The organism is Actinacidiphila glaucinigra (assembly GCF_900188405.1).
Classification (GTDB): Bacteria; Actinomycetota; Actinomycetes; order Streptomycetales; family Streptomycetaceae; genus Actinacidiphila; species Actinacidiphila glaucinigra.
Window position 1 is genome coordinate 337,333 of sequence record NZ_FZOF01000008.1, and the last position, 20,259, is coordinate 357,591.

At 68.2% G+C, this 20,259-nt stretch carries 24 protein-coding genes and 1 tRNA gene; 5 read left to right on the forward strand and 20 right to left on the reverse strand.

Features of this window, described 5'->3' with window-relative positions:
• The 4 genes from CHF15_RS19670 to CHF15_RS19685 form a co-directional block, all read right to left on the reverse strand.
• Entirely contained in the window at positions 1-1,347 is a 1,347-nt protein-coding gene (locus CHF15_RS19670; protein ID WP_089225130.1) for a homoserine dehydrogenase, read from the reverse strand.
• A gap of 126 nt (positions 1,348-1,473) precedes the next feature.
• Complete coding sequence (lysA, locus tag CHF15_RS19675) at positions 1,474-2,865, reverse strand: diaminopimelate decarboxylase (RefSeq protein ID WP_089225131.1); 1,392 nt, start codon at positions 2,863-2,865, stop codon at positions 1,474-1,476.
• 19 nt (positions 2,866-2,884) lie between these two features.
• Positions 2,885-3,862: an ArgS-related anticodon-binding protein NrtL gene (gene nrtL / locus CHF15_RS19680; RefSeq protein ID WP_089225132.1), complete on the reverse strand. Its 978-nt coding sequence runs from the start codon at positions 3,860-3,862 to the stop codon at positions 2,885-2,887.
• Between the two features lie 66 nt (positions 3,863-3,928).
• Positions 3,929-4,366, reverse strand: coding sequence for a response regulator (locus CHF15_RS19685; protein WP_245938920.1), 438 nt, complete (start codon positions 4,364-4,366; stop codon positions 3,929-3,931).
• Between the two features lie 243 nt (positions 4,367-4,609).
• Here CHF15_RS19685 and CHF15_RS19690 point away from each other — a divergent pair.
• Positions 4,610-4,681: transfer RNA gene (locus CHF15_RS19690), tRNA-Arg, on the forward strand.
• Between the two features lie 217 nt (positions 4,682-4,898).
• Here the strand turns inward: CHF15_RS19690 and CHF15_RS19695 are convergent.
• The 12 genes from CHF15_RS19695 to CHF15_RS19750 form a co-directional block, all read right to left on the reverse strand.
• The gene (locus CHF15_RS19695) at positions 4,899-6,272 is read right to left on the reverse strand and encodes a tyrosine-type recombinase/integrase (protein ID WP_089225134.1); all 1,374 of its coding nucleotides are present in this window, start codon (positions 6,270-6,272) and stop codon (positions 4,899-4,901) included.
• Positions 6,269-6,442: a helix-turn-helix transcriptional regulator gene (locus tag CHF15_RS19700; protein WP_179279879.1), complete on the reverse strand. Its 174-nt coding sequence runs from the start codon at positions 6,440-6,442 to the stop codon at positions 6,269-6,271. The genes CHF15_RS19695 and CHF15_RS19700 overlap by 4 nt, the downstream gene beginning before the upstream one ends.
• 11 nt (positions 6,443-6,453) lie before the next feature.
• Entirely contained in the window at positions 6,454-7,854 is a 1,401-nt protein-coding gene (repSA, locus tag CHF15_RS19705) for a replication initiator protein RepSA (protein ID WP_089225136.1), read from the reverse strand.
• Positions 7,851-8,507, reverse strand: a complete 657-nt coding sequence (locus tag CHF15_RS19710; RefSeq protein ID WP_089225137.1) for a DNA cytosine methyltransferase — start codon at positions 8,505-8,507, stop codon at positions 7,851-7,853. The genes repSA and CHF15_RS19710 overlap by 4 nt, the downstream gene beginning before the upstream one ends.
• 7 nt (positions 8,508-8,514) lie before the next feature.
• Positions 8,515-8,697, reverse strand: coding sequence for a hypothetical protein (locus CHF15_RS19715; RefSeq protein WP_089225138.1), 183 nt, complete (start codon positions 8,695-8,697; stop codon positions 8,515-8,517).
• 89 nt (positions 8,698-8,786) lie between these two features.
• The gene (locus tag CHF15_RS19720; RefSeq protein WP_089225139.1) at positions 8,787-9,056 is read right to left on the reverse strand and encodes a hypothetical protein; all 270 of its coding nucleotides are present in this window, start codon (positions 9,054-9,056) and stop codon (positions 8,787-8,789) included.
• 16 nt (positions 9,057-9,072) lie between these two features.
• The gene (locus CHF15_RS19725) at positions 9,073-9,261 is read right to left on the reverse strand and encodes a mobile element transfer protein (RefSeq protein WP_089225140.1); all 189 of its coding nucleotides are present in this window, start codon (positions 9,259-9,261) and stop codon (positions 9,073-9,075) included.
• Positions 9,262-9,264: 3 nt separating this feature from the next.
• On the reverse strand, positions 9,265-9,444 hold the full coding sequence (locus CHF15_RS19730; RefSeq protein WP_089225141.1) for a hypothetical protein: 180 nt from the start codon (positions 9,442-9,444) through the stop codon (positions 9,265-9,267).
• A gap of 15 nt (positions 9,445-9,459) precedes the next feature.
• Complete coding sequence (locus tag CHF15_RS19735) at positions 9,460-10,134, reverse strand: DUF2637 domain-containing protein (RefSeq protein ID WP_089225142.1); 675 nt, start codon at positions 10,132-10,134, stop codon at positions 9,460-9,462.
• Between the two features lie 80 nt (positions 10,135-10,214).
• Positions 10,215-10,394, reverse strand: coding sequence for a hypothetical protein (locus CHF15_RS19740; protein WP_089225143.1), 180 nt, complete (start codon positions 10,392-10,394; stop codon positions 10,215-10,217).
• An 82-nt stretch (positions 10,395-10,476) separates the two neighbouring features.
• Positions 10,477-11,853: an FtsK/SpoIIIE domain-containing protein gene (locus CHF15_RS19745; RefSeq protein WP_089225144.1), complete on the reverse strand. Its 1,377-nt coding sequence runs from the start codon at positions 11,851-11,853 to the stop codon at positions 10,477-10,479.
• Positions 11,854-11,856: 3 nt separating this feature from the next.
• The gene (locus CHF15_RS19750; protein WP_089225145.1) at positions 11,857-12,186 is read right to left on the reverse strand and encodes an SCO3933 family regulatory protein; all 330 of its coding nucleotides are present in this window, start codon (positions 12,184-12,186) and stop codon (positions 11,857-11,859) included.
• A 183-nt stretch (positions 12,187-12,369) separates the two neighbouring features.
• Between CHF15_RS19750 and CHF15_RS19755 the strand changes: the two genes are divergently transcribed.
• Positions 12,370-12,741 carry a GntR family transcriptional regulator gene (locus CHF15_RS19755; RefSeq protein WP_143681589.1) on the forward strand — a complete coding sequence of 124 codons (372 nt, stop codon included), beginning with the start codon at positions 12,370-12,372 and terminating at the stop codon, positions 12,739-12,741.
• A gap of 151 nt (positions 12,742-12,892) precedes the next feature.
• Complete coding sequence (locus tag CHF15_RS19760; protein ID WP_089225147.1) at positions 12,893-14,125, forward strand: hypothetical protein; 1,233 nt, start codon at positions 12,893-12,895, stop codon at positions 14,123-14,125.
• 356 nt (positions 14,126-14,481) lie between these two features.
• On the opposite strand, the gene CHF15_RS19765 is transcribed toward CHF15_RS19760, so the two are convergent.
• On the reverse strand, positions 14,482-16,002 hold the full coding sequence (locus CHF15_RS19765; protein ID WP_179279872.1) for a PIN domain-containing protein: 1,521 nt from the start codon (positions 16,000-16,002) through the stop codon (positions 14,482-14,484).
• Positions 16,003-16,253: 251 nt separating this feature from the next.
• Between CHF15_RS19765 and CHF15_RS19770 the strand changes: the two genes are divergently transcribed.
• Positions 16,254-16,841, forward strand: coding sequence for a hypothetical protein (locus CHF15_RS19770; protein WP_143681590.1), 588 nt, complete (start codon positions 16,254-16,256; stop codon positions 16,839-16,841).
• A gap of 925 nt (positions 16,842-17,766) precedes the next feature.
• Here the strand turns inward: CHF15_RS19770 and CHF15_RS19775 are convergent.
• The 3 genes from CHF15_RS19775 to CHF15_RS19780 all read right to left on the reverse strand — a co-directional run bounded on the left by CHF15_RS19775 (position 17,767) and on the right by CHF15_RS19780 (position 19,128).
• Positions 17,767-18,222, reverse strand: coding sequence for a hypothetical protein (locus CHF15_RS19775; RefSeq protein ID WP_089225150.1), 456 nt, complete (start codon positions 18,220-18,222; stop codon positions 17,767-17,769).
• Positions 18,219-18,473: a hypothetical protein gene (locus CHF15_RS44420; RefSeq protein ID WP_143681591.1), complete on the reverse strand. Its 255-nt coding sequence runs from the start codon at positions 18,471-18,473 to the stop codon at positions 18,219-18,221. Before CHF15_RS44420 ends, CHF15_RS19775 begins: the two co-directional genes overlap by 4 nt.
• Before the next feature lie 454 nt (positions 18,474-18,927).
• Positions 18,928-19,128 (reverse strand): hypothetical protein, encoded by a 201-nt coding sequence (locus tag CHF15_RS19780; RefSeq protein WP_089225151.1) that lies wholly within the window; start codon positions 19,126-19,128, stop codon positions 18,928-18,930.
• On the opposite strand from CHF15_RS19780, the gene CHF15_RS19785 reads away from it, so the two are divergent.
• A complete protein-coding gene (locus tag CHF15_RS19785; protein WP_089225152.1) occupies positions 19,127-20,197 on the forward strand; it encodes an HNH endonuclease in 1,071 nt (356 codons plus the stop codon). The two genes, CHF15_RS19780 and CHF15_RS19785, sit on opposite strands and share 2 nt — an antisense overlap.
• Positions 20,198-20,259 lie beyond the last annotated feature (62 nt).

A 20,259-nucleotide genomic window follows, 5' to 3' on the forward strand; every position in this document is an offset into this window, starting at 1 on the left:
TTACTCCCCTTCCACACGCATGATGCTGGCGACGCCCCGGACGGTGTCGAGCTTGCGCAGCGCCTCGACGGTCGCCCCGAGCGCCGCGTCGGGCGCCCGGTGGGTGACGACGACGAGCGACGCCTCCCCGCCCTCCCGTCGCCCGCCGCCGCCCTGTTCGACGGCGACTCCGTCGGCGGCCGGATTCCTTCCCTGCTGCCGCACCGTGTCGATCGACACCTGATGCTCCGCGAAGACCGTGGCCACCTGGGCCAGGACACCCGGTTTGTCCGCCACGTCCAGGCTGATGTGGTAGCGCGTCACCACGTCGTCCATCGGGCTCACGGTGAGCTGCGCGTACGCGGACTCCCCCGGCCCTGTGGTGCTCGCCAGCTTGTTGCGGCAGGTCGCCACCAGGTCGCCCAGCACCGCGGAGGCCGTCGGCGAGCCGCCCGCCCCGGGGCCGTAGAACATCAGCTGGCCGGCCGCCGCGGCCTCCACGAAGACCGCGTTGTACGCCTCGCGCACGCTGGCCAGCGGGTGGGTCAGCGGGATCATCGCCGGGTGGACGCGGGCGGTGACCGAACGCCCGTCGGCGCTGCGCTCGCAGATCGCGAGCAGTTTCACCGTGCAGCCCATCCGCCGGGCCGAGGCGATGTCGGCCGCGGTGACCTCGGTGATCCCCTCGCGGTGCACGTCGTCGATGGTCACCCGGGTGTGGAAGGCGATGCCGGCCAGGATCGCGGCCTTGGCGGCGGCGTCGAAGCCCTCGACGTCGGCGGTCGGGTCGGCCTCGGCGTAGCCCAGGGCGGTGGCCTCGTCCAGCGCCTCGGAGTAGCCGGCGCCGGTGGTGTCCATCTTGTCGAGGATGAAGTTGGTCGTGCCGTTGACGATCCCCAGCACCCGGTTGACCTTGTCGCCGGCCAGCGACTCGCGCAGCGGGCGGATCAGCGGGATGGCGCCGGCGACCGCGGCCTCGTAGTAGAGGTCCACCCCGTGCTCGACGGCCGCGGCGTGCAGCGCGGCACCGTCCGCGGCCAGCAGCGCCTTGTTGGCGGACACCACGCTGGCGCCGTGCTCGAAGGAGGTGGTGATCAGCGAGCGGGCGGGCTCGACGCCGCCGATCACCTCGACGACCACGTCGATGTCCCCGCGTTTGACCAGGGCGGTCGCGTCCGTGGTGAGCAGTTCCGCGGGCACGCCCGCGCGCACCCGGTTGGGCCGCCGTACGGCGATCCCGGCGAGTTCCACCGGGGCGCCGATCCGCGCGGCGAGGTCGTCCGCGTGCGTCGTCATGATGCGCGCCACCTCTGAGCCGACCACACCACAGCCCAGCAGCGCCACCTTCAGCGGACGCGTACGCATCATCCGACCTCGCTTCGCGGTTTCAGCTCTTGCAAGCCTCTTGGACGGTCCCAGTCTCACGCACCGGACGGAAGTTTCCACGTGCCGTCCGGATCGCGAGACCGGGCTTCTTCTATGTGAGATTTCACGTCAGCCGACGTCGAGACGCAGGAGATCTTCTTCCGTCTCGCGCCGGACGATCACCCGGGCCTCACCGTCCCTGACGGCGACCACCGGGGGGCGCAGGGCGTGGTTGTAGTTGCTGGCCATCGAGCGGCAGTACGCCCCCGTCGCCGGCACCGCCAGCAGGTCGCCGGGCGCGAGGTCGGCGGGGAGGAAGGCGTCGCGCACCACGATGTCGCCCGACTCGCAGTGCTTGCCGACGACCCGGGTCAGCATCGGCTCGGCGTCGCTCGACCGCGACACCAGGGCCACGCTGTACTCGGCGTCGTACAGCGCGGTGCGGATGTTGTCCGACATCCCGCCGTCCACGCTCACGTAGGTGCGCAGGCCCTCCAGCGGCTTGATCGTGCCCACCTCGTAGAGGGTGAACGCCGTCGGGCCCACGATCGCCCGGCCCGGCTCGACCGACAGCCGCGGGACGGCGAGCTCCGCGCCCCGGCACTCGCGGGAGACGATCTCCCCCAGCGACTTGGCGATCTCCTGCGGCTCCCGCGGGTCGTCGTCCGGGGTGTACGCGATGCCGAGGCCGCCGCCGAGGTCGATCTCGGGCAGCTCCACCCCGTGCTCGTCGCGGATCTGCCGCAGCAGGCCGATCACCCGGTGCGCCGCCACCTCGAAACCGGAGGTGTCGAAGATCTGCGAGCCGATGTGCGAGTGGATGCCGACCAGTTCGAGCGAGTCCAGGCGCAGCACCCGGCGCACCGCCTCGGCCGCGTCCCCGCCGCCCAGCGAGAAGCCGAACTTCTGGTCCTCGTGCGCGGTGGCGATGAACTCGTGGGTGTGCGCCTCGACGCCGACGGTGACGCGGATCTGCACCCGCTGGCGCCTGCCCGCCTTCTGGGCGGCGTCCGCCACCCGGACGATCTCCTGGAAGGAGTCCACCACGATCCGCCCCACCCCGGCCTCGACGGCCTGGCGGATCTCCGCGGTGGTCTTGTTGTTGCCGTGCAGCGCGATCCGGTCGGCCGGCATCCCCGCGGACAGCGCCACGGCGAGCTCGCCGCCGGAGCACACGTCGAGGTTGAGGCCCTCCTCGTGCAGCCAGCGCACCACCGCGCGGGACAGGAACGCCTTGCCCGCGTAGAAGACGTCGGCGTCCGCGCCGAAGGCCTCGCGCCAGGCACGGCAGCGGGCCCGGAAGTCGGCCTCGTCCAGGATGTAGGCGGGGGTGCCGAACTCCTCCGCGAGGCCGCGGACGTCCAGACCGCCCACGGTGGCGACGCCCTCGGCGTCCCGGGTGACGGTACGGGCCCAGACGCGGGGGTCCAGGGTGTTCAGGTCGGCGGGCGGCGCCGCGTAGTGGCCCTCGGGGAGGACGTCGGCGTAGCGGGGCCCGGCGGGGTGTGCGGAACGGCTCATCGTCTCGTGCTCTCTGCTCTCACAGGTGTCGGGGGGCGCTGATGCCGAGCAGGGTCAGGCCGTTGGCGAGCACGGTCCCGGCGGCGTCGGCGAGCGCCAGGCGGGCCCCGTGAACGGCCGAGGGTTTCTCCTCGCCCCTCGGCAGGGCCGGGCACGCGTCGTGGAAGCGGAGGAAGGCGTCGGCGGTGCGCTCCAGCAGCCGCGCCACCCGGTCGGGCGCGCCGTGCCGGGCCGCGGCCTCCACGGTGCGGGGGAAGTCGGCGATCAGGCCGAGCAGTTCGGTCTCCGCGGGGTCCCGGCGGCCGGATGCGGCGCCGGGTTCCAGGCCCAGGTCGTGGGCATTGCGCAGCAGGGCCCGGCTGCGGGCGTGAGCGTACCGGACCAGGAACAGGGGGTTGCCCTCGCGCTGTGCCAGGTGCTCCGCGGGGTCGGTGCGGGGGGCGTCCTCGGCGGGCGGGCGCAGCAGGGCCCAGGCGGTGGCGTCGGCGCCGAGGGTGCGCAGCAACTCGTCCGGGGTCCGGCGTACGGGGTGCGGGCGTCGCGCGGGCGGCTCGATGCCGGTTGCGGCGTGGAGCCGGCGGAGGGCGGCGGCGTAGGCGTCGGCGCGGGGTTCGCCGGTGGGTGCGGGTTCGGGAAGGTCTTTGTTCCCGTCGACGCCGTAGCGGTGGCCCTGCTCGCGCACGAGGTCGACGAGGGCCTCGTGGGAATCGCCCTGGAGGGTGATGTTGAGGAAGCCGGGTGCGGCGACGTCCACCCGGGCGATGCCGGGGGCGGCGGCGAGCCGGCGGCTGATGACGTCGGCGATGGCGAGGGGCGCGGCGCCGGTGAGGGGGGCGAGTTGCAGGGCCACGTTGGTGGCGTAGTCCCCGCACCCGGGGCGCGGTGGCCTGCGCACGACGACCCGCTCGGGCACGGGGCCCGTGAGGCTGAGCTCGTCGGCCTCGACGGCACGACGGACCGTGGCGAGCACGGTGCGGGAGAGCTCAGCGGGGGTCACAAGCGCAAGCGTAGGCGAGGAGGGGGGTGCGGACGCGAACGGGTTTCACCCTTTGGTCACCGCTCGTCACGCACTGCCCGGGGTGCCTGCCGACGCGCCTTCCTGGGGGGTGTCGGCGTCGACGTCGGCGTCCACACCGACGAGCCGCCGTACGACACGGATCAGCTCGCCGGGCTCGAAGGGCTTGCCGAGGAAGGCGTCGACCCCGGCGGCGACGGCGCTCTCCACCTCGGCCTGGGTGCAGGCGCTGACCACGGCGATCCGCACGTCACGGGTGCGGGGGTCGGAGCGGAGGCGGGCCGCCGTCCGTATCCCGTCGAGGCGCGGCATGACGACGTCGAGGGTCACCACGTCGGGGCGTACCTGCTGCACCACGTCCAGGCACTCGGCACCATCAGCCGCGGTCACGACCTCGAAGCCCTCCAGCTCGAGATTGACCCTGATCAGCTGCCGGATGACCTTGTTGTCGTCGACGACAAGCACCCGGCCGGACACGCCCGGCACATTCAGAGCCTAGGCGTGCCGGATCGGATGCGTCCGCGTTTTCCCCATTCCTTCCCCGACCGGGGGACGCCACGACGGTGTGCCGGACACGCCCCGCCGCCATGGGCTATGCCACAGGCACACGGCTCGGGGCACGTCCTTCACCCCGCCCCCTCCAGCAACCCGCCTCCCCGGAAACCCTGTACACGGACACCCCTTCCAGGCTGGTAAGGTTTCACCCGTCGCCGCCACGGCGGACGACACGCCCCCGTAGCTCAGGGGATAGAGCAACGGCCTCCGGAGCCGTGTGCGCAGGTTCGAATCCTGCCGGGGGCACCTCGCACGAGGTGCCAAAAGACCCCGCCACCAGCCAGAACGCTGGATGCGGGGTCTTCGCGTATGCGCAGCCGTATGCCGCCAAAAGTGGCCGTAGGACGGGGTCTGTGGACAGTACGTGGACAGGATCTTGAGCCATCGGCCCAGGTCAGCCCCCGAAAACGGCGAAGGCCCCCGGAAAGGTCCGGGGGCCAGGATCGCAGAAGTCCGCCGATCGTCACTCGTACTCGCGCAGCAGGTCCTCAATGCGGCGGTTGGCGACCTCCTGCCGGCCGTCGATGCACTTGGCGTACCGACTCAGCAGCACCTCCACGCTGTTGCCCGCCCGTTCGGCAACTTCAGTGGCATCCACGCCGGCGTTCAGCCACGTCGAGAGCGCCGAGTGCCGGAGGTCGTAGGGACGCCGGGCGAGCGGTGAGGCGGCCACAGCCGGCGGCAGCGCCAGCACGCGAGCCTCCTGCCAAGCGCGGTAGTAGGACGACGACGAGACCACTCCCCCGCCCTCACTGAAGAACAGGCGCCCGTCGCCGGCGGTCCCGAAGGTGTCGAGGTGCTCGCGGAAGATGACCACCAGCTGCGGGGGAATCGGCACCCGTCGCACGTCCTCAGCGGGCCGGTTCTTCAGCCCGCGGTCGTCGTGGCTCTCCCCGGAGTCGGTCCACTGCTTGCCGACGCTGGGACGCGTGCGGTGGAGCAGGGCGGAGCCCCATCCGATGGCGGGCAGGGTGAGGTCTGTATCGGCGAGGCCGACCGCTTCGGCCGGACGCAGGCCCCCGAAGTACATCGCGGCGAACAGCCCGACCAGGCGCCGGCCGCGGGCACGGCGGTAGCCGCCGAGGTACGACACGGCACACAGCAGAGCGCGCGCCTGGTGAGGGTTAGCGACGACCCGGGGATCTACCTCGCTGGAAACCTTGGGCTTTTGCCACCGGACGCCGGAGAGCGGATTCTCTGGAAACGCGCCCAGGTCGACCGCGTAATGCATGGCGTTGACGAGCGTCCGTCGCTTCCGGCGCACGGTCTCGGCAGCCGCGGCGGTACCGTCCAATTTGAGCTTGAGCGAATCGAGCACGGCACGTCCGATCACTGGGTCACCGAGATCGACCAGCGGGCGTGATGCCTTGGACACCCAGTGCAGCGCGTTGGCGATCTCCGGCGGCAGTTCCCGATCATTCGGCCCTGGCAGGACGAAGGCCCAGTTCCGCAAGGCCTTGCGGAGCAGTTCATCCGTCGGCCTGCCGAGACGGTCATCCAGAAGCGCCACGGTCACCGCCGCCAGCGATTCATTGATCCCGACGCGCGTATTCGGTGCGGCGTGAGGCCACTTCATGGCCAGGTACTTGAGCGCGAAGTCGTACCAGGTCAGCGTGGGCTTCTTCTCAGCCATGGACTCAGGAAGACCGCTACCGGAGTCGAACTCATCACCGTCATGGGCCGCCCGCAGGATCTTGGAGCGGAAATTTTCAGCGAGCCCTTTGGTCCGGAACGTATCGGAGAAGACCTGGCCGCCCACGGACCAGCGCACGTTATAGGACGGTGTCTTGGTGTTCCGCTTGCGAACGGCCCACACCTTCACGTCGAGAGACCTCACGCGGCGGTCCCTTCCAGCCGGCGCAGCCACGCCATGAAGTCACTACGCCACACCCGGAGCTCTCCGTTAGGAAGCTTGAACGCGTCAGGCCCTTGCCCCAGTTCACGCCAGCGGTAGAACGTACGACGTGAAACGCCGCCCAACTCGGCAAGGATTTGCGGAACAGTCATCAATTCGTCCTTCACGCTGCGGTCCCTTCCTGTGCTCGGAGGTCTTGCAGGGCTTCGCGGGCGGTTTCGCGGTTGGTCTGGATGTCGCGGTGGATGGTGGCGGCGAGGACGGATTCGCCGGGGGTGTGGCCGTGGCCGGCGTATTGCCAGTGGGCGAGGACGAGCGTGGTGGCTTCCGGGGAGTCGTCGGGGTCGGGCAGGCCGAGGGCGGCGCGTTGTTGGGCGGCGCGGTAGTCGGCGCGGACCTGGCGTAGGGCGCCGAGGGTGGTGGAGTAGCGGCGGGATTTGGTGGAGAAGTGGCCGCGGAAGCCGAGCATGTGGGCCCAGTCGAGGAGCTTGCGGTCGGGGTAGAGCTTGTGGAGGTCGAAGCAGGCTTCGATCAGCCGTCGCGGGTGGGGCGGGACGCCCAGGAGTACGAGGGCCTCGCGGTTGCCGACCCGGCGGTCGGCGGTGCCGGTGGTCTCGGCGGCTTTGGTGGCGTACTTGGCCACGTACGAGGCGACAGCCTGCTCGGTCAGCTCCCCGTCCGTACCGGCGTCGGCAGACCGGATGGGCTGCACATCGAGCTGTGTGCCCCAGGCCAAGGTGCGGGCCGGGTAGTCGCCGGCGGCGGGAACCGGGACCGCAACCCGGCGTGCGGCGGCGCGGATGGCGTCGGTGAGCAGGTCGAGGGTCGCCCAGGGCGGGGGCTCCGTGTCGGGTCCGTCCGGGCCGTCGAAGCGGACGACGGCGTGGAAGTGGACGGCGCCGCGGCGTTGGTATTCGGCGACCTTGCCGAAGGAGACCCGGCACTGTTCGCGGGCGGCTTTCTGGGTGAGGCCGGCGCGGGCGGCGATCTCGCGGCGGAGGTAGATGGTGAAGTACCGCCACAGGTCGGAGGCGTGGTTGTTCCACAGCACCGCACCCGCGTAGTCATACGACTCGGGATCCAGGGGCGTGCCTAACGCAGTGTCGTCCTCACGGTGGGCGGTCCCGCAGCGGCAGCGGCCCGACGTCGGGCGGTTGTGGACGGGACCGAAGGAGGGGGCGGTGAGGGTGGCGAACACCTTCGGATGCACCCGCACCGTCTCGGGGGTGCCCTTCCCGGGGTCACCGACGAGGCCGGCGCGGATCAGGTGGTAGGTGTCACCGGCGTAGGTCCAGGCGCAGGCCGGGCAGCGCGATGCGCGGCGGTTTCCGCACGCGACGCGGAGCCGTCCGCCGGGCTCGGTGTCCGTCGAGTACAAGTGCAGGACGTGGCCGGTGGCCCGGTCGAGGGTCTTGGTGTAGCCGGTCAGGTGGATCGGGTCGGAGCAGCCGCCGGTGCGGCGGATCTGTTCCTGCCAGCGGTGGAAGCCCGGGGCGCCGGCCACCCGCAGCAGGTCGGTCAGGGTGGCCGGGTCCACGCCCGCCGCGGTGGCGGTGTCGGTCATACGGCTACCGCCGGGCCGGTGTTCGTGAGGAACTGGGCGGCGATGTGGCGGGTGTAGGCCGGGGGGACGGCTTCGCGCAGTCCGTCGCGGTTGGCCCAGGGCATGCCCATCACGGTGCGGGCGAGGGCGACGCCGGAGAAGTTGCCGACGACCTGGAGGTATTCGCCGTCCCGGACGGGGCGGCCCATCTTGGCGCTGGGGGCCAGGTGGCGGGGGTGGTGGCGGTGCGGGAGCGGGAAGGAGGTCTCGAACCGGCGGTGGCGGTAGGTGCGCAGGCCGAACATGGCGCCGCACAGCTCCACCGGGTCGAGCAGGGGTGCGCCGGGCACGTTCTCGATGACGTAGGGGCGCCCGGTGGCCAGCAGCAGGTCGCGCAGCGGTTCGATCAGGTCGGGGTGTTCGCGGCCGCGGATCTGCTGGGCGCGGGTGTAGCGCTGGCAGGGCGGGGAGGCGTGGATCAGGTCGAAACCGGAGCCGTGCGCAGCGAGGTACTCCAGGGCGTCGGCCTGGACGAAGGTGAAGGGGTAGCGGGGCTGCGCGGCGGTGTCGATGCCGGTGACGTCGAAGCCGGCGAGGTGGTAGCCCATGCCGGCGCCGCCCTGGCAGCAGAACAGGTCCAGCACCCGCAGCCCGTTCCGCGACAGTGCAGTCATCACCGGGTCACCTCCCCGCGCGGGCGAGAACGGCGGCGGGGGTGGTGTGGCCCGTGCCGTTGCAGCCGGGGCAGGTGACGCGGAGCGTGGTGCGGGTGCCGTCCGGGTGGCGGGTGCCGGCGGTGATGGCGACGACGGGGAAGCCGTCGCAGTCGCGGCAGACCGGCCGGTGCGAGGTGTGCTGGGGCATGATGGGTCTTCCTTTCGACTGGGTTGGAAGGGGCCGGGCCGTCCGGGCGGCGGCGATGCTTGGCGGCTTGTGCGTCGCCCGGGGGCCGGTCAGCGCTTGCGTGCGAGGTGGAGCGAGACGCTTGCCCCGCCCACGGTGGGGATGGCCGCAGCAGCGGCGGCGGCAATCGTCTGGAGGGCGAAGGCCAGGACGACGATGACCAGGGCGGTGCTGGCGCTGAGGGTGAGGGTGAGCAGGATCTTTCCGGCGTAGGAGGGCGGCGCGGCCTGGATGACGACGACCTGGCCGGGGTGGACGCCGGGCGGGATCAGTTCGGACGGGCGGTGGTTCGCTCGCAGTTGCGCGTCGGGGTAGCGCACGATGGGTCATCTCCTTTCAGGGCTGGCAGCGGTGGGTGCGGGCGGCGAGTTCGGCGCCGGAGCGGTCGCGGTAGTCGGTGGAGAAGCCGCAGCCCGGGGCGGTGCAGGCGGCAGAGTGGCGGGTGCGTCCGCGGCCGTCGTGGTAGCTGCCGACCCTCACGGGGCCGATGCGGATCACGTCGTAGAAGCGGTTCGGGCGCGGCATGGTTCAGTCCTCCTGTCCGGTGAAGTCGCCGGCGTGGTCGGTGAGCCACTGCCGGATCTCGGGGTGTTCGTCGTCGGTGGCCTGGTTGATCGCGGCCTCGCCCATACGCATGCCGTCAATGAGGCGGTTGTTCCGGGTGAGTTCGGCGGAGCGTTCCAGGGCGGCGCGGATGTGCGGACGCATCGAGGTGTCCTCCTGTCAGGTGAGTTGGGCGGCGATCACATCGGCCAGTGCGGGCGGGACGCCGAGGCGGGTGCGCAGGGTCGCGGCGTCGATCGGCGTACCGGTGGTGGCGTGGTGGGCGTCGGCGACCTTCCGGGCGTGCGCCAGCAGCGCCGGCGGAACAGAAGGCGAGGACACCGGCGCCAGCACGGGAGCGGTCTCCGGCGGCGTGGCGGCGGGGAGTTCCGGAGTGGGGTCGGGGGCCCGTTCGACCGTCACCTGTGGGGCCGGTTCCGCAACCCGGACGGCTTCGGGTACCGGGGAGGGTTCGGGTGCCGGGGCGAGGGTGTGGGCGAGGAGGGTGCCGCCGAGGAAGGCCAGGGCGGGCCAGCCAGCGACGAGGATGCGCAGCCAGGCGGGGACGGCGTTCATGTCGAGCAGCCCGGCGGTGGAGACGTTCGCCCCGAGGGATGCGGTCAGCGCGATGACGAACCAGGTCCAGGCGGCGCGGGCCGGACGGTCAGCAGCGCGGAGGGTGCGCATGCGGCGCCAGGCGGCGACGAGGAGCAGGTCGACGGAGATGGGGTAGGCCCAGGCTTTCCAGCCGTGTTGGCCGGCGGCTTCGGCGATGTCGTGCAGGTGGGCGAAGGACAGTGCACCGGCGATCACGGCCTGAATCAGCACGGGGTCGAAGCGGTTGGGGCGGGACACCGGGTCACCTCCTTTCGGATTGGTAGTCCCGGGGCCGGGCGGGGCATGAAGGCCAGCCGCCCGGCGCCGGGGCGTTGGGGTCAGGACGGGGCGGTGCCGGTGCCGAAACAGGTCAGACAGAGCGCGGCCTGCCGATCACCGGTCTCGCGGCCCTTGCGGGCACCGACGCGGACGGTCTCGGTGGTCTCGCCGTCGCCCTGGCAGTCCGGGCACTTCGGCGGCGCGGTCTTGGCCGGGCGGCTGGTCTTGCGAGCGGCCATCGCTGGCACTCCTCTCCAGGCATGGGTGGGGTAGGGACCTGGCGCGAAGCGGTCACGCCAACCGAGGTGCGGGGAGTGCGGGTTAGTCGGTGACCGGGCGGGGCCGGGCCAGCGGCACCACATCGACCGGAGCAGCGATTTCCGGGACGTCCGGGCGGAACGGCGCCAGGGCCGGCAGGTCCGGGACCAGATCGGCGTGCGCCCGGCAGACCGCGGCAGTGTCGGTGATCGAGGTCAGGGGGGTGCGGATGTGGGTCCAGCCGCCGGAGGCATCCCCCGCCACGGCGACGCCGGGGCGGTCGGCGGCGATGGCGGTTGCGGCGTGCATGGCCTCGGGTGAGATGTCGCCCAGGCCCATTTCGGCGGTCTGCTTGTCGTTGACCCGGTGGACCACGCGGCCGGTGAGCTGCGCGCGGAGCATGGTGGCGCCTTTGCCGAGTTCCGCGCCGAACCGCTGGCCACAGATCTCCAGGTAGATGCCGACCGCGCGGGACATCTGCGCGAGCCGGATCAACTGCGTGACCATGCGGTCCCGGCGTTCCTCGTCCTTCCTCGTCGCCGTCAAGAACAGCTCCGCGACCTCATCGACCAGGACGACAATCGGGACCGGTCGCACTCTCATGGGGAGGCCCCAGATGTCGGAGGTGATATCCCCGTTCAGCGTCGACAGGGCGGTGCCCTGGTAGTCCTTGAGGAGATCGAACCGGGCCTCCATCTCCCCCACCAGCGCATCCAGCAGGCCCGCGGCTTGCTCCGGGTCGGTGGCCAGGGCCGACAGGCGCGGCGCATACGGGGTCTGTTCCACCCCGCGTTTGCAGTCGATCCCCACCAGCGCCACCGGGAGCTTGGCGAGTTGCTTGATCAGGTTGCGCTGATACATCGACTTGCCCGACTGATTCGCCCCCAGGGTGAGGGCGTGCGGGATCTCCCGGTAGTTCCGGGCGAACGCGGTCCCGTCCTCCCGCAACGCCACCGGCACCACCATCGGGCCGGACGGCAGGCGGCGCGGCATGCGCACCGTGCGCAGGACGTCGTAGCCGGTCATCCGCAGCTCCACCACGCCGGGCTTGATCTCCGCCACGTGCACGGCGTGGACGCCCCAGGCGTGCCGGAGCCGGTTTGAGGCAGCGGCAACGTCGTCGGGCTCCAGGCCGGCGGGCAGCCGCAGGCGGACCCGCATGCCGGTGGCGGAGCCAGCGACGCGGCGGATCTTCGGCGGGACCGGCTGCACCTCACGGCGGGCCACGGTGCGGACCATGAACGCCCGCAGCCGGGACGGGGCCACCGTTAGCCCGCACACGTCCATCGTGGAGGCGTAGGTGAAGTGGAACCGGCCCAACGCGACCGGCAGACCCACCAGCGACCAGTACACGCCCGGCGCCTTCACCTTCGCGTAGCCCAGGCCGCCGGCAGCCCCCGCTAACGGGGTGCCGATCTCGATCAGCGTCGCCAGATCCACGGCTCAGACTCCCGCCGTGATCGCCACCGCGCGGAACGAGATCCCGTGCCGGGTCTGGCCGTTGAAGGTGTTCTCCCAGTCCCGGGCCTTGAGGCCGATCACCGACACCGCAGTGCCCGGCGTCAGCGTCGCCTCCACCCCCGTCGAGGGCACGGTCACCTGGTACAGGTTCCCCTCGCCCTCGTCGGAGATCAGCAGACCCACGGTCATGAGCTGTGCACCGGTCTCCCGGTCGATCGCCACCTCACCGGTCTGCTTGCTCACCAGCTTCGGGGTAGGCGCAGTCGCCACGAACACCACGGCCGTAGAAGTGTCGATCTTGAAGGACGGCATGATGGAAGTTCCTTTCGAGGACGAGGGAGGGTGGCGGAGCTGCTTGGCGGTAGATGCGCCGCCCTCCCGGGGGAATCGCAACGGCGGAGCCATCACGGATAGAGTGCACTATCACAGACTAGTGTGCAATACCTTCGCGCAGGAGAGGGCGTGATAGTCCGCGCCCCTCGGTACGATCGGCGCATGAGCGTCCCCCCAGACGATCCGAGGACGAAGGCGAGTCGCATCGCCGAGATCCTGCGGACAGAGATCGCGTCCGGACAGCCGGGCCCGGGAAGGAAGTTGCAGTCCCTTCGAGAGTTGGCCGACCGCTTCCAGGTCCACCCAGTCACGGTGACTAAGGGCCTCCAGGAGTTGATCGATGAGGGCCTGATCAGGTCGGTCCCCAACCGGGGGTACTTCGTCAAGGACGACACCGGCAATGACAGCGGCGCTGCACGGCCGGCTGCCTCCGACGTTCGGGACGAGATCAAGGCGCTCACCTCCGAGCTTCAGCGGCTTGCCGCCCGAGTGGCCAAGCTGGAGGAGCGAGCCGATCACCCGGGCAGCGCTTAACGTGTGAGACACCATGCGCGGTGCGTGATCGGGTGGCCAGTGACATCGAAGGTGTCACAGGTGGACAGCAGTGGTGACAACCCCTTGTCACCCCCGTGTCAGGGGCTCATTGGGTGCCAGACTCGAAGCAGGCACCCCGATGGGAGGGCACATGAGCGACGAGCGGCCTGCTTGGGCGCGACGCATTGCGGGAGAGCGGGAAGCGCGGCAGTGGTCGCAGGCGGAAGCCGTTGCCGCGTTGCGCGCCCACTCGCCCAAGCCTCTGCCTGAGGGCGCCAGCATGCTGCGGCAGTGGAAGCGCTGGGAGTCCGGCGAGGTCCTGCCCAGCGACTTCTACCAGCCGATCATCGCCCAGACCTTTGGCACGGTGACCCATGCGATCTTTCCGGTGGCCGGACGACGCGACGGCGGCGCTGAGATCGCAGCGGCCAGCGGCATGGAAACCCTGGACATACTGAGCCGGCTGCAAGCATCCGACGTCGACAACGCCACGCTTGACGCGCTCCGTATCACCACCGACCGCCTGTGCTCGGAGTACCCGCACCTTCCCAGTGGCCAGCTCGCCATCGAGGGACGCCAATGGCTGCGACGCATTGCTGGCCTCCAGTCTCAGCGGCTCACGCTCGCCCAGCACCGAGAGGTGCTGGCCCTTTCCGGCTGGCTTGCCCTCCTGGTCGGGTGCGTCGAGTACGACATGGGAGACCGTGCCGCCGCCGAGAGCACCCGTCGAGCAGCGCTGTCCCTCGCTCACGAAGCCGAGAACGCCGAGATCGCTGGATGGGCCCACGAGATGCGCGCCTGGTTCGCTCTCACAACCGGCGACTACCGCGGCATCCTGGCCGCATCTCAGGCAGGCAGCGAAGCCGCCCGAGGTAAGGGAGTCGCCGTTCAGCTGGCAGCGCATGAGGCCAAGGGATGGGCGCGTCTCGGCGACCGTCGGCAGACCGAAGTCGCCTTGGATCGGGGCCGAAAGCTACTCGAAGGCATGGCCTACCCCGAGAACCTCGATCACCACTTCGTGGTTGACCCTGCCAAGTTCGACTTCTACGCCATGGATTGCTACCGCCTACTGGGCGAAGACCGATTCGCCGAGAACCTGGCCCACGAGGTCATCCGGGCCGGCACCGACTTCGACGGTGCGGAGCGAGCGCCCATGCGCATGGCCGAAGCAAGGGTCACCCTTGGCGTGGTCGCCGCGCGACAAGGTGATCTTGAGCAAGCCGTCCAGTACGGAGAGTGGGCCCTCAAGGGCGAGCGCCAGTCGCTACCCTCGCTGCTCATGGTCAGCCGCGAGCTTGCCGCGATCGTGAACCGGGACTTCAACAAGGCACCTGCCGGCATGGACTACTTGGAGCACCTGAACGTGCTCAGTCGCGCGAGCTGAGCTGTTACAGGTTTCTCTACCTCATCAAGGCGCTCCCGCCGCGCAGAGCGCGGCGGCGCGCGACCCGGCGCCTCGGGCCGCCGCTCCTGTCTGCGCCCCGCTCCGGCCCGGCCGCCGGCCGCTCGCCGTACGGGCGAGGACCACTAAAGAGAAGCCCGGTGTGGCTGGGACGGTCGGCTCCACGGCTTTAGGCAGCCACTTTGGGGCGAGCCTCTACGATCATGGCCCCAACGTCGTGCTTTACGGGCAGATCCACAGACTGCCCGACTCGCAACCAGCTTACGGGGCCATGATCACTCGCCCCAAAGCAGCTCCCGCCCAAAGCCGCTCCACCGACCTCGCTGCTTCAGCTGCAACTAGTTGCCAGGGGATGAATCATCATCTTCGGAGGCTAGTTCATCACTTACATCAACGCCCTCAACGTCCGCTCCTGAATCAGATTCCTGATCCGTCGAATTCTCGTTACGAATTTGCTCGAACGCATCGAGTCCGGCGGCGCGGATCCTCATTCCTTCCATGATTTGCGGGTCGATGAGCGGCCTACGCATCGCTTCGAAGACCTTAGGGTCGATGAGCGGCCTACGCATCGCTTCGAAGACCTTAGGGTCGATGAGCGGCCTACGCATCGCTTCGAAGACCTTAGGGTCGATGAGCGGCCTACGCATCGCTTCGAAGACCTTAGGGTCGATGAGCGGCCTACGCATCGCTTCGAAGACCTTAGGGTCGATGAGCGGCCTACGCATGGACGCCATGACAGCGCTTAGCGATGGAAGCAGCGATCCAAGATCTGACATCCGAGACCAGGCATTTCGTCCAGGATCGTCGGGAGATGAGCCAATCTTCGTGACTTCGCCGCTAACTGGTCGACCATATCTATCCGAAGTAACGATTCCCGTGAAGTGGAGGTCCTTAGAGACCCAGACGAATACCCCGTCTTCGGTGACTGATTCAACTTCGCGGCCTTCCGCGTCAGCAGTGATCGGCAGTTCGATCAGGGCCGTCGTAGGACAAACTGCAGTAAATTCAATGATCCCTTCACCTTCGACAGAGGCCCCGCGTACGGAGAAGGAAGAATGCGTCATCGCCCCGATCGCCATGATCTTCGCAGAACGGGTCTGGATGGGAAGTCCGCACATCCGTGGACTGATGGTCTGCTCCATGCATCCCGCAAGGATTTCCGTATTAAGAAAACCTTCCACGGCGTCGGCTTGCAAACGCTCCTGAATCTGTCGGAGGTCGTCTGAAAATTCGGGCCACCGCTTGCCGGCAAGTTCCAGGATCAATTCAGAAAGAGACCTAAGCCACTTGATACGACCTTCTGCGCCGATTGAGGTTACTTCGGCTGCAAGGTCATCGTGCAGGCCCTCGCCATCTTCGCGGCCAAAATCTTTACTGTTATCGGAGATCCAAACGACGTCTTCGTCGGAGTTCTTAGCCGCTTCCAGCACAGAGATCCAGTTGAGAGTGTCGCGATACCCGTTACCGTTGCCGTCGCACGGCTTTTTTCGCTGAGCGGCGCGTTCAACGAGTTCAATATGATCAACGATTGGAGGGGCGAGGATCTGAGCGTCGATCTCACTGAGCAGCTGTCGCAAGTCTTCGCCGTAGCGCGAGGATGCTGCTTCGATATCGACTCGTGTTTTATCGTAGATCGCAGAAATCCCGAGCGCGCCACCGTTCTTCTCTTTTTGTCGCTGAAGTCCTACCAGTGCCTCGGTCACACGCCTGTGGTAGCCGGCCACCGCTTCCCGGATGACCACTTCAGGCACGGCTAGGCGAACATTCCAGGTTGCCGCAGCGTGGGCCAACACACGCCATGCGGTTCCTCTACACAGGGGATCGGCCACGAATGTCGTGGTGTCGAGAAGGACGATCACCTGCCCGATTATGCCGGGATGCTGACCGGTTGTCCTCCAGAATTACATCATGGGTTGCATTTTGGTATGAAAAGTCGCGATCAAGGTAATTTACCCTAGTAGGAAGCAGCGCTGTGCGGCATCGCCCAAGTGTCTCTGCCGGGGGGACTCGCGATCGGAGCGCCCGTTAGTCCCAAAGCATCCACACAAGGGTCCCTGGCGCTGGCATGCTGGAATGTCGGAGTATCGGACCGCAGCCCCAGGGGGACAGCTTGATCGTTAACCGGTATGTCGGCGGCGAACAACCCGATGATGACGAGTTAGAACAGCACCTCACCCGGGAGCTCAACACTCCCCTCGGCTGGCCCGAAGATGGCGGCCTCACTGTCCGCCACGTGGCCACGATCGCGGCTGCCGCTACCTGCGACACTGCGTACAGCCAAGCTGCCAACGGTCACTTGATCGACCTCTTCGCTGCACTCCCCCTGCCGGGAACTGCGGAAGGGCAAGGTTTTTGGGCGCGCATCCGTGACGCCGGGGGCAGCGCGGCCCTGAGCATCGACCCTGCCAACATGGGCGGCCCCTTCTTCGATCGCGTCCGTGACGGCAATGAGAGCGGCATTGCCTTCCGCATCCTGAGCTTCCTGGAGAAGCTGTCGTCGGATCAACGCGACGCCACAGCAGATGTCATCGGCTCTGTGCTGGACCGCGGCACCATCGGTGTTAGCGGTCGGTACGGGGGCGAGCTGTGGCTACGAGACGCAGAGATGAGCGCATGGCGTGTCGTGCTGGCCGGCCGGCGGGAGTTTGAAACATCGCCGGACCGCAAGCGGTTCTTCGATGCATGGCGCCAGGCCTGAAAACGTGGCACAGATCAACTGCTCCAGGTACGGCAAGCCCTGGCCATAGGGCCATAGCTCGCCGTACCCTTGCGTTGTCCTGTATGTCTGCTGTCTTGCTAGACCCAACGACCAGCGACCAGGGCGTAACATCCCGCTACAACGATGGCAGTCGTTACAAGCAGGGACTTGAGGCGGGCGGTCCGACCCTCGTCGTCGATGGCGTAACGGACCGTCCGCCAAAATTCCTGAATCATCTTGCGCATTCCATTCTCCAATCTCATTTCCAGGCGAGCTTCTCCTACCCTTACTGTCGTCCGGACAGCAAAAAGGCCCGACTTCAAATTCGCGGAAAGCAATCCACCGCGGAAGGAAATCGGACCTCAAGTGAGTCGTATTCAATTATATTGTGTGGCCATTGTGGTTCACGAAAGCCAATCTGCTGCATCTCGGCTCTCGCAAAGCTGGCTTCCATCACCGTGTCAAGAAGCTGACCGACGTAGGCCTTGGGGCAACGCACCTTTGCGGCGAGTTCGACAAGCATTCTCGCAACAAGGTTCGCTCTGCGCCGCATGCGCGTGACACGAGGGACACCATGCAACTGTTGAGCTGCCTCGATAGGCTAGCCCCTAGACTGATCTCCCGTCAAGTCCCGCGAGCTGGAGCCAACTTGGGTGGTCGAGCACCGGACGCATGCGGCTTATCGCGCCCTCCCCGGGGCGACGTGCCTTGTAGAGCGCAGCCCACGTGCGGCTGCGGCTCACGTGCCGGTGGCCTGCTCGGACCGCCAGCAACGTCCGGTGATTCGCGTCCTCTCGCATCCTGATGGAACGCGGTTTACGTCGGCGCTGCACGTCGGGCCCTATAGCAGCCCAACACCTTGAACACACCGAAGCGCTCCCCGCCGTCCCGCAGGAAAACGAGGAGCGCCAGGCTGTTGGACCCGTCAGGACATAGCAAAGACCGGCATGGCATGCACAGCGCTCGCCTCGTCCTGGATCTCCCGCTGCACCCTGAGGCTCACGTCTCGCTCAAGCCGGGGTTCCGGCTCGCTTTGGGCGAGCCGGCCGCGCACGCGGTGGATGATGCCCGCATCTTCCTCCGCCACAACGACCGCCAACGTCCTCGTAAGCATCAGCTCGTGCTGCGCGGCACGCAGCTCGTCCCCCTGTAGCGACAGAAGTCTCCGGGCCTCGCTCCTGGTGAGGGCCAGGTAGGCCCACACGCTGTACTGGCCGGATGCTCCATCCAGGCACTGGAAGAGGTAGTAGTGACGTGTCCAGCGGCTTCGGACGATGCCCGAAGTGGGGATGTCCCAGCGGTTAAACTCCCGGACCATCGAAAACCCGCGCTTCGGCTTCCACGGCAAAGCGCCCAGATCGGGTGTCAGTGGCTCTGTCATGTCTGCTCCTGAATGTCATCAACCCAGGTGGGGTCTCCGAAGCACAGGTTGAATGCATGCCCCCGTTCGGCCGTCCAATCACCTTTGACTGAGACCGTGGCGTGATCTGGGTTCTTTTGGCTGGGGGTGTGCCGGACCGTGAAGCCCTGCTCCCGTAGCTTCCCTACTGTCGAGTATCGCGCGCCACTGCTGGGCTGATCAATGACCGGCCCAAGATCTTCAACCTTGACGAGACCGACGACGATCGACATCCCGTCCTCTCCCTGCCTCGGGAAATGTCGGAACCGACACGACCCCTCGCAGCAGCGCAACGGTGGTTCCTTCTTCCCATAGTGGGTGACCTGCTCGTCGTCCGCCAGTGGACGACCCTTAGGCCTCTGCCCGCGCCCGATACGTATGTCAATAACCCCCCGTCACACATCACGGACACGGCGGTCCCCCCGATTCACCCGGTGGGACGAGTGTGGGCCATCTCACTGACCGATGGGAACAGAACGACACGAAGGATCACGGAAAGTCACCAAACTGTTGCATGTCGCACTCTCGCGGTTCGCTACGGTTCGCTCAACGTTCGGTCCGCGTGCACGGCAGTGCAGCCCTACACCGCAGGCCGACCGAGATGCCTCGCGGTACCGTGGCGAGGGCCGCGGTCGTCGGGAGCGCCTCGCAGGCGCGTTCGAATCGTTGGGGCCCTCGTGACTGACATCAGCAGATGACATCAACGCCGACAGTCAGCCACGAGATGTGGCGGCCGTAGAGCAACAGTAGGCCGCCACCGTAGGCGCCTTTCGGCAGGCCGCACGATGCCAGGCCCGAACTTACAAGGCAGTGGTCGCCCCCCAGCGCCTCCTCGGTCACGGCAGCTGGCATCCGGCCTGTCAGTTCCTCGCCGTACTCTTCGCTCATGCGTAGAGGAGTGATCACTCGGGAGTCCGTGCTCAAGACGGTTGCAGAGCACGATGAGTTGGGACGCGAGGCGTTCCTGTCGAAGTACGGCTTTGGTGAGGCCCGTGCGTATGTCCTGGTGCACGAGGGCCGGGAGTACGACTCCAAGGCGATAGCCGGGGTGGCACACAAGTGGGATCAGGAGCGGGCGCTGGCTCCCAGCGAGTTCAGCGGCGGGAAGGATCACGCAGCGGCCTGGCTGAAGCGCCTGGGCTTTCACGTCAAGGCCGTCAAGAACCCTGACTGGGCCCGCGATGAGATCATCCTGGCCTGCGATCTCGTCATGAAGAACGAGTGGAGGGGCCTGGACGCGCAGGCCAGCCAGGTCATCGAGCTGTCCGCGCTCCTGCAGCTGCTGCCGATCCACGCCGAGGCCGACCGCAACGAGAAGTTCCGCAACCCCAACGGCGTGGCCCGCAAGACCTTCGACATCGCCACCCGGCACCCCGAGTACCGCGGCAAGCCCACCAACGGCGGCAGCCTCGACGCCGAGGTCCTCAACGAGTTCCTGGGCCGCCCGGACGAGATGGCCGAGGCCGCAAGGCTCATCCGGGAGGGCATTACGTCAGGCGAATTTCAGGGCCTCGACCTGGCGGGCGGCGAGGAGCTCGACGACGACTTCAGCGCCGCCGAAGGGCGCCTGCTCATGCGCCGGCACCTGGCACGCGAGCGGAACAAGGGCCTGCGCAAGAAGAAGATCGACTCTGTTCTGCGGAAGGGCGGAAGTCTCGCCTGCGAGGCATGCGGATTCGACTTCGAGGAGGTCTACGGCGAGCGAGGTGCCGGGTACGTCGAGTGCCATCACGTCGTGCCCCTTCACGAGGCCGGCGAAGGCCGGACCAAACTCAGCGACCTCGCTCTCATCTGCGCGAACTGCCACCGCATGATCCACCGCCGGGCGCCCTGGCCGACGCCCGCCGAGCTCAAGGTCTCCATCGAGCACCACAGGTCGGCACAGCGAGCCGACTCTACGGGCATCGTGCGGCAGCGGAGCTCCACCGTGGAACGTAGCCCTGGCCCGACGCCCTAGCCCTGGCGTGACCACAGACGCTCACGAACAGTTCTCGCAGGTCACAGAGAGTTCCCCCAGGT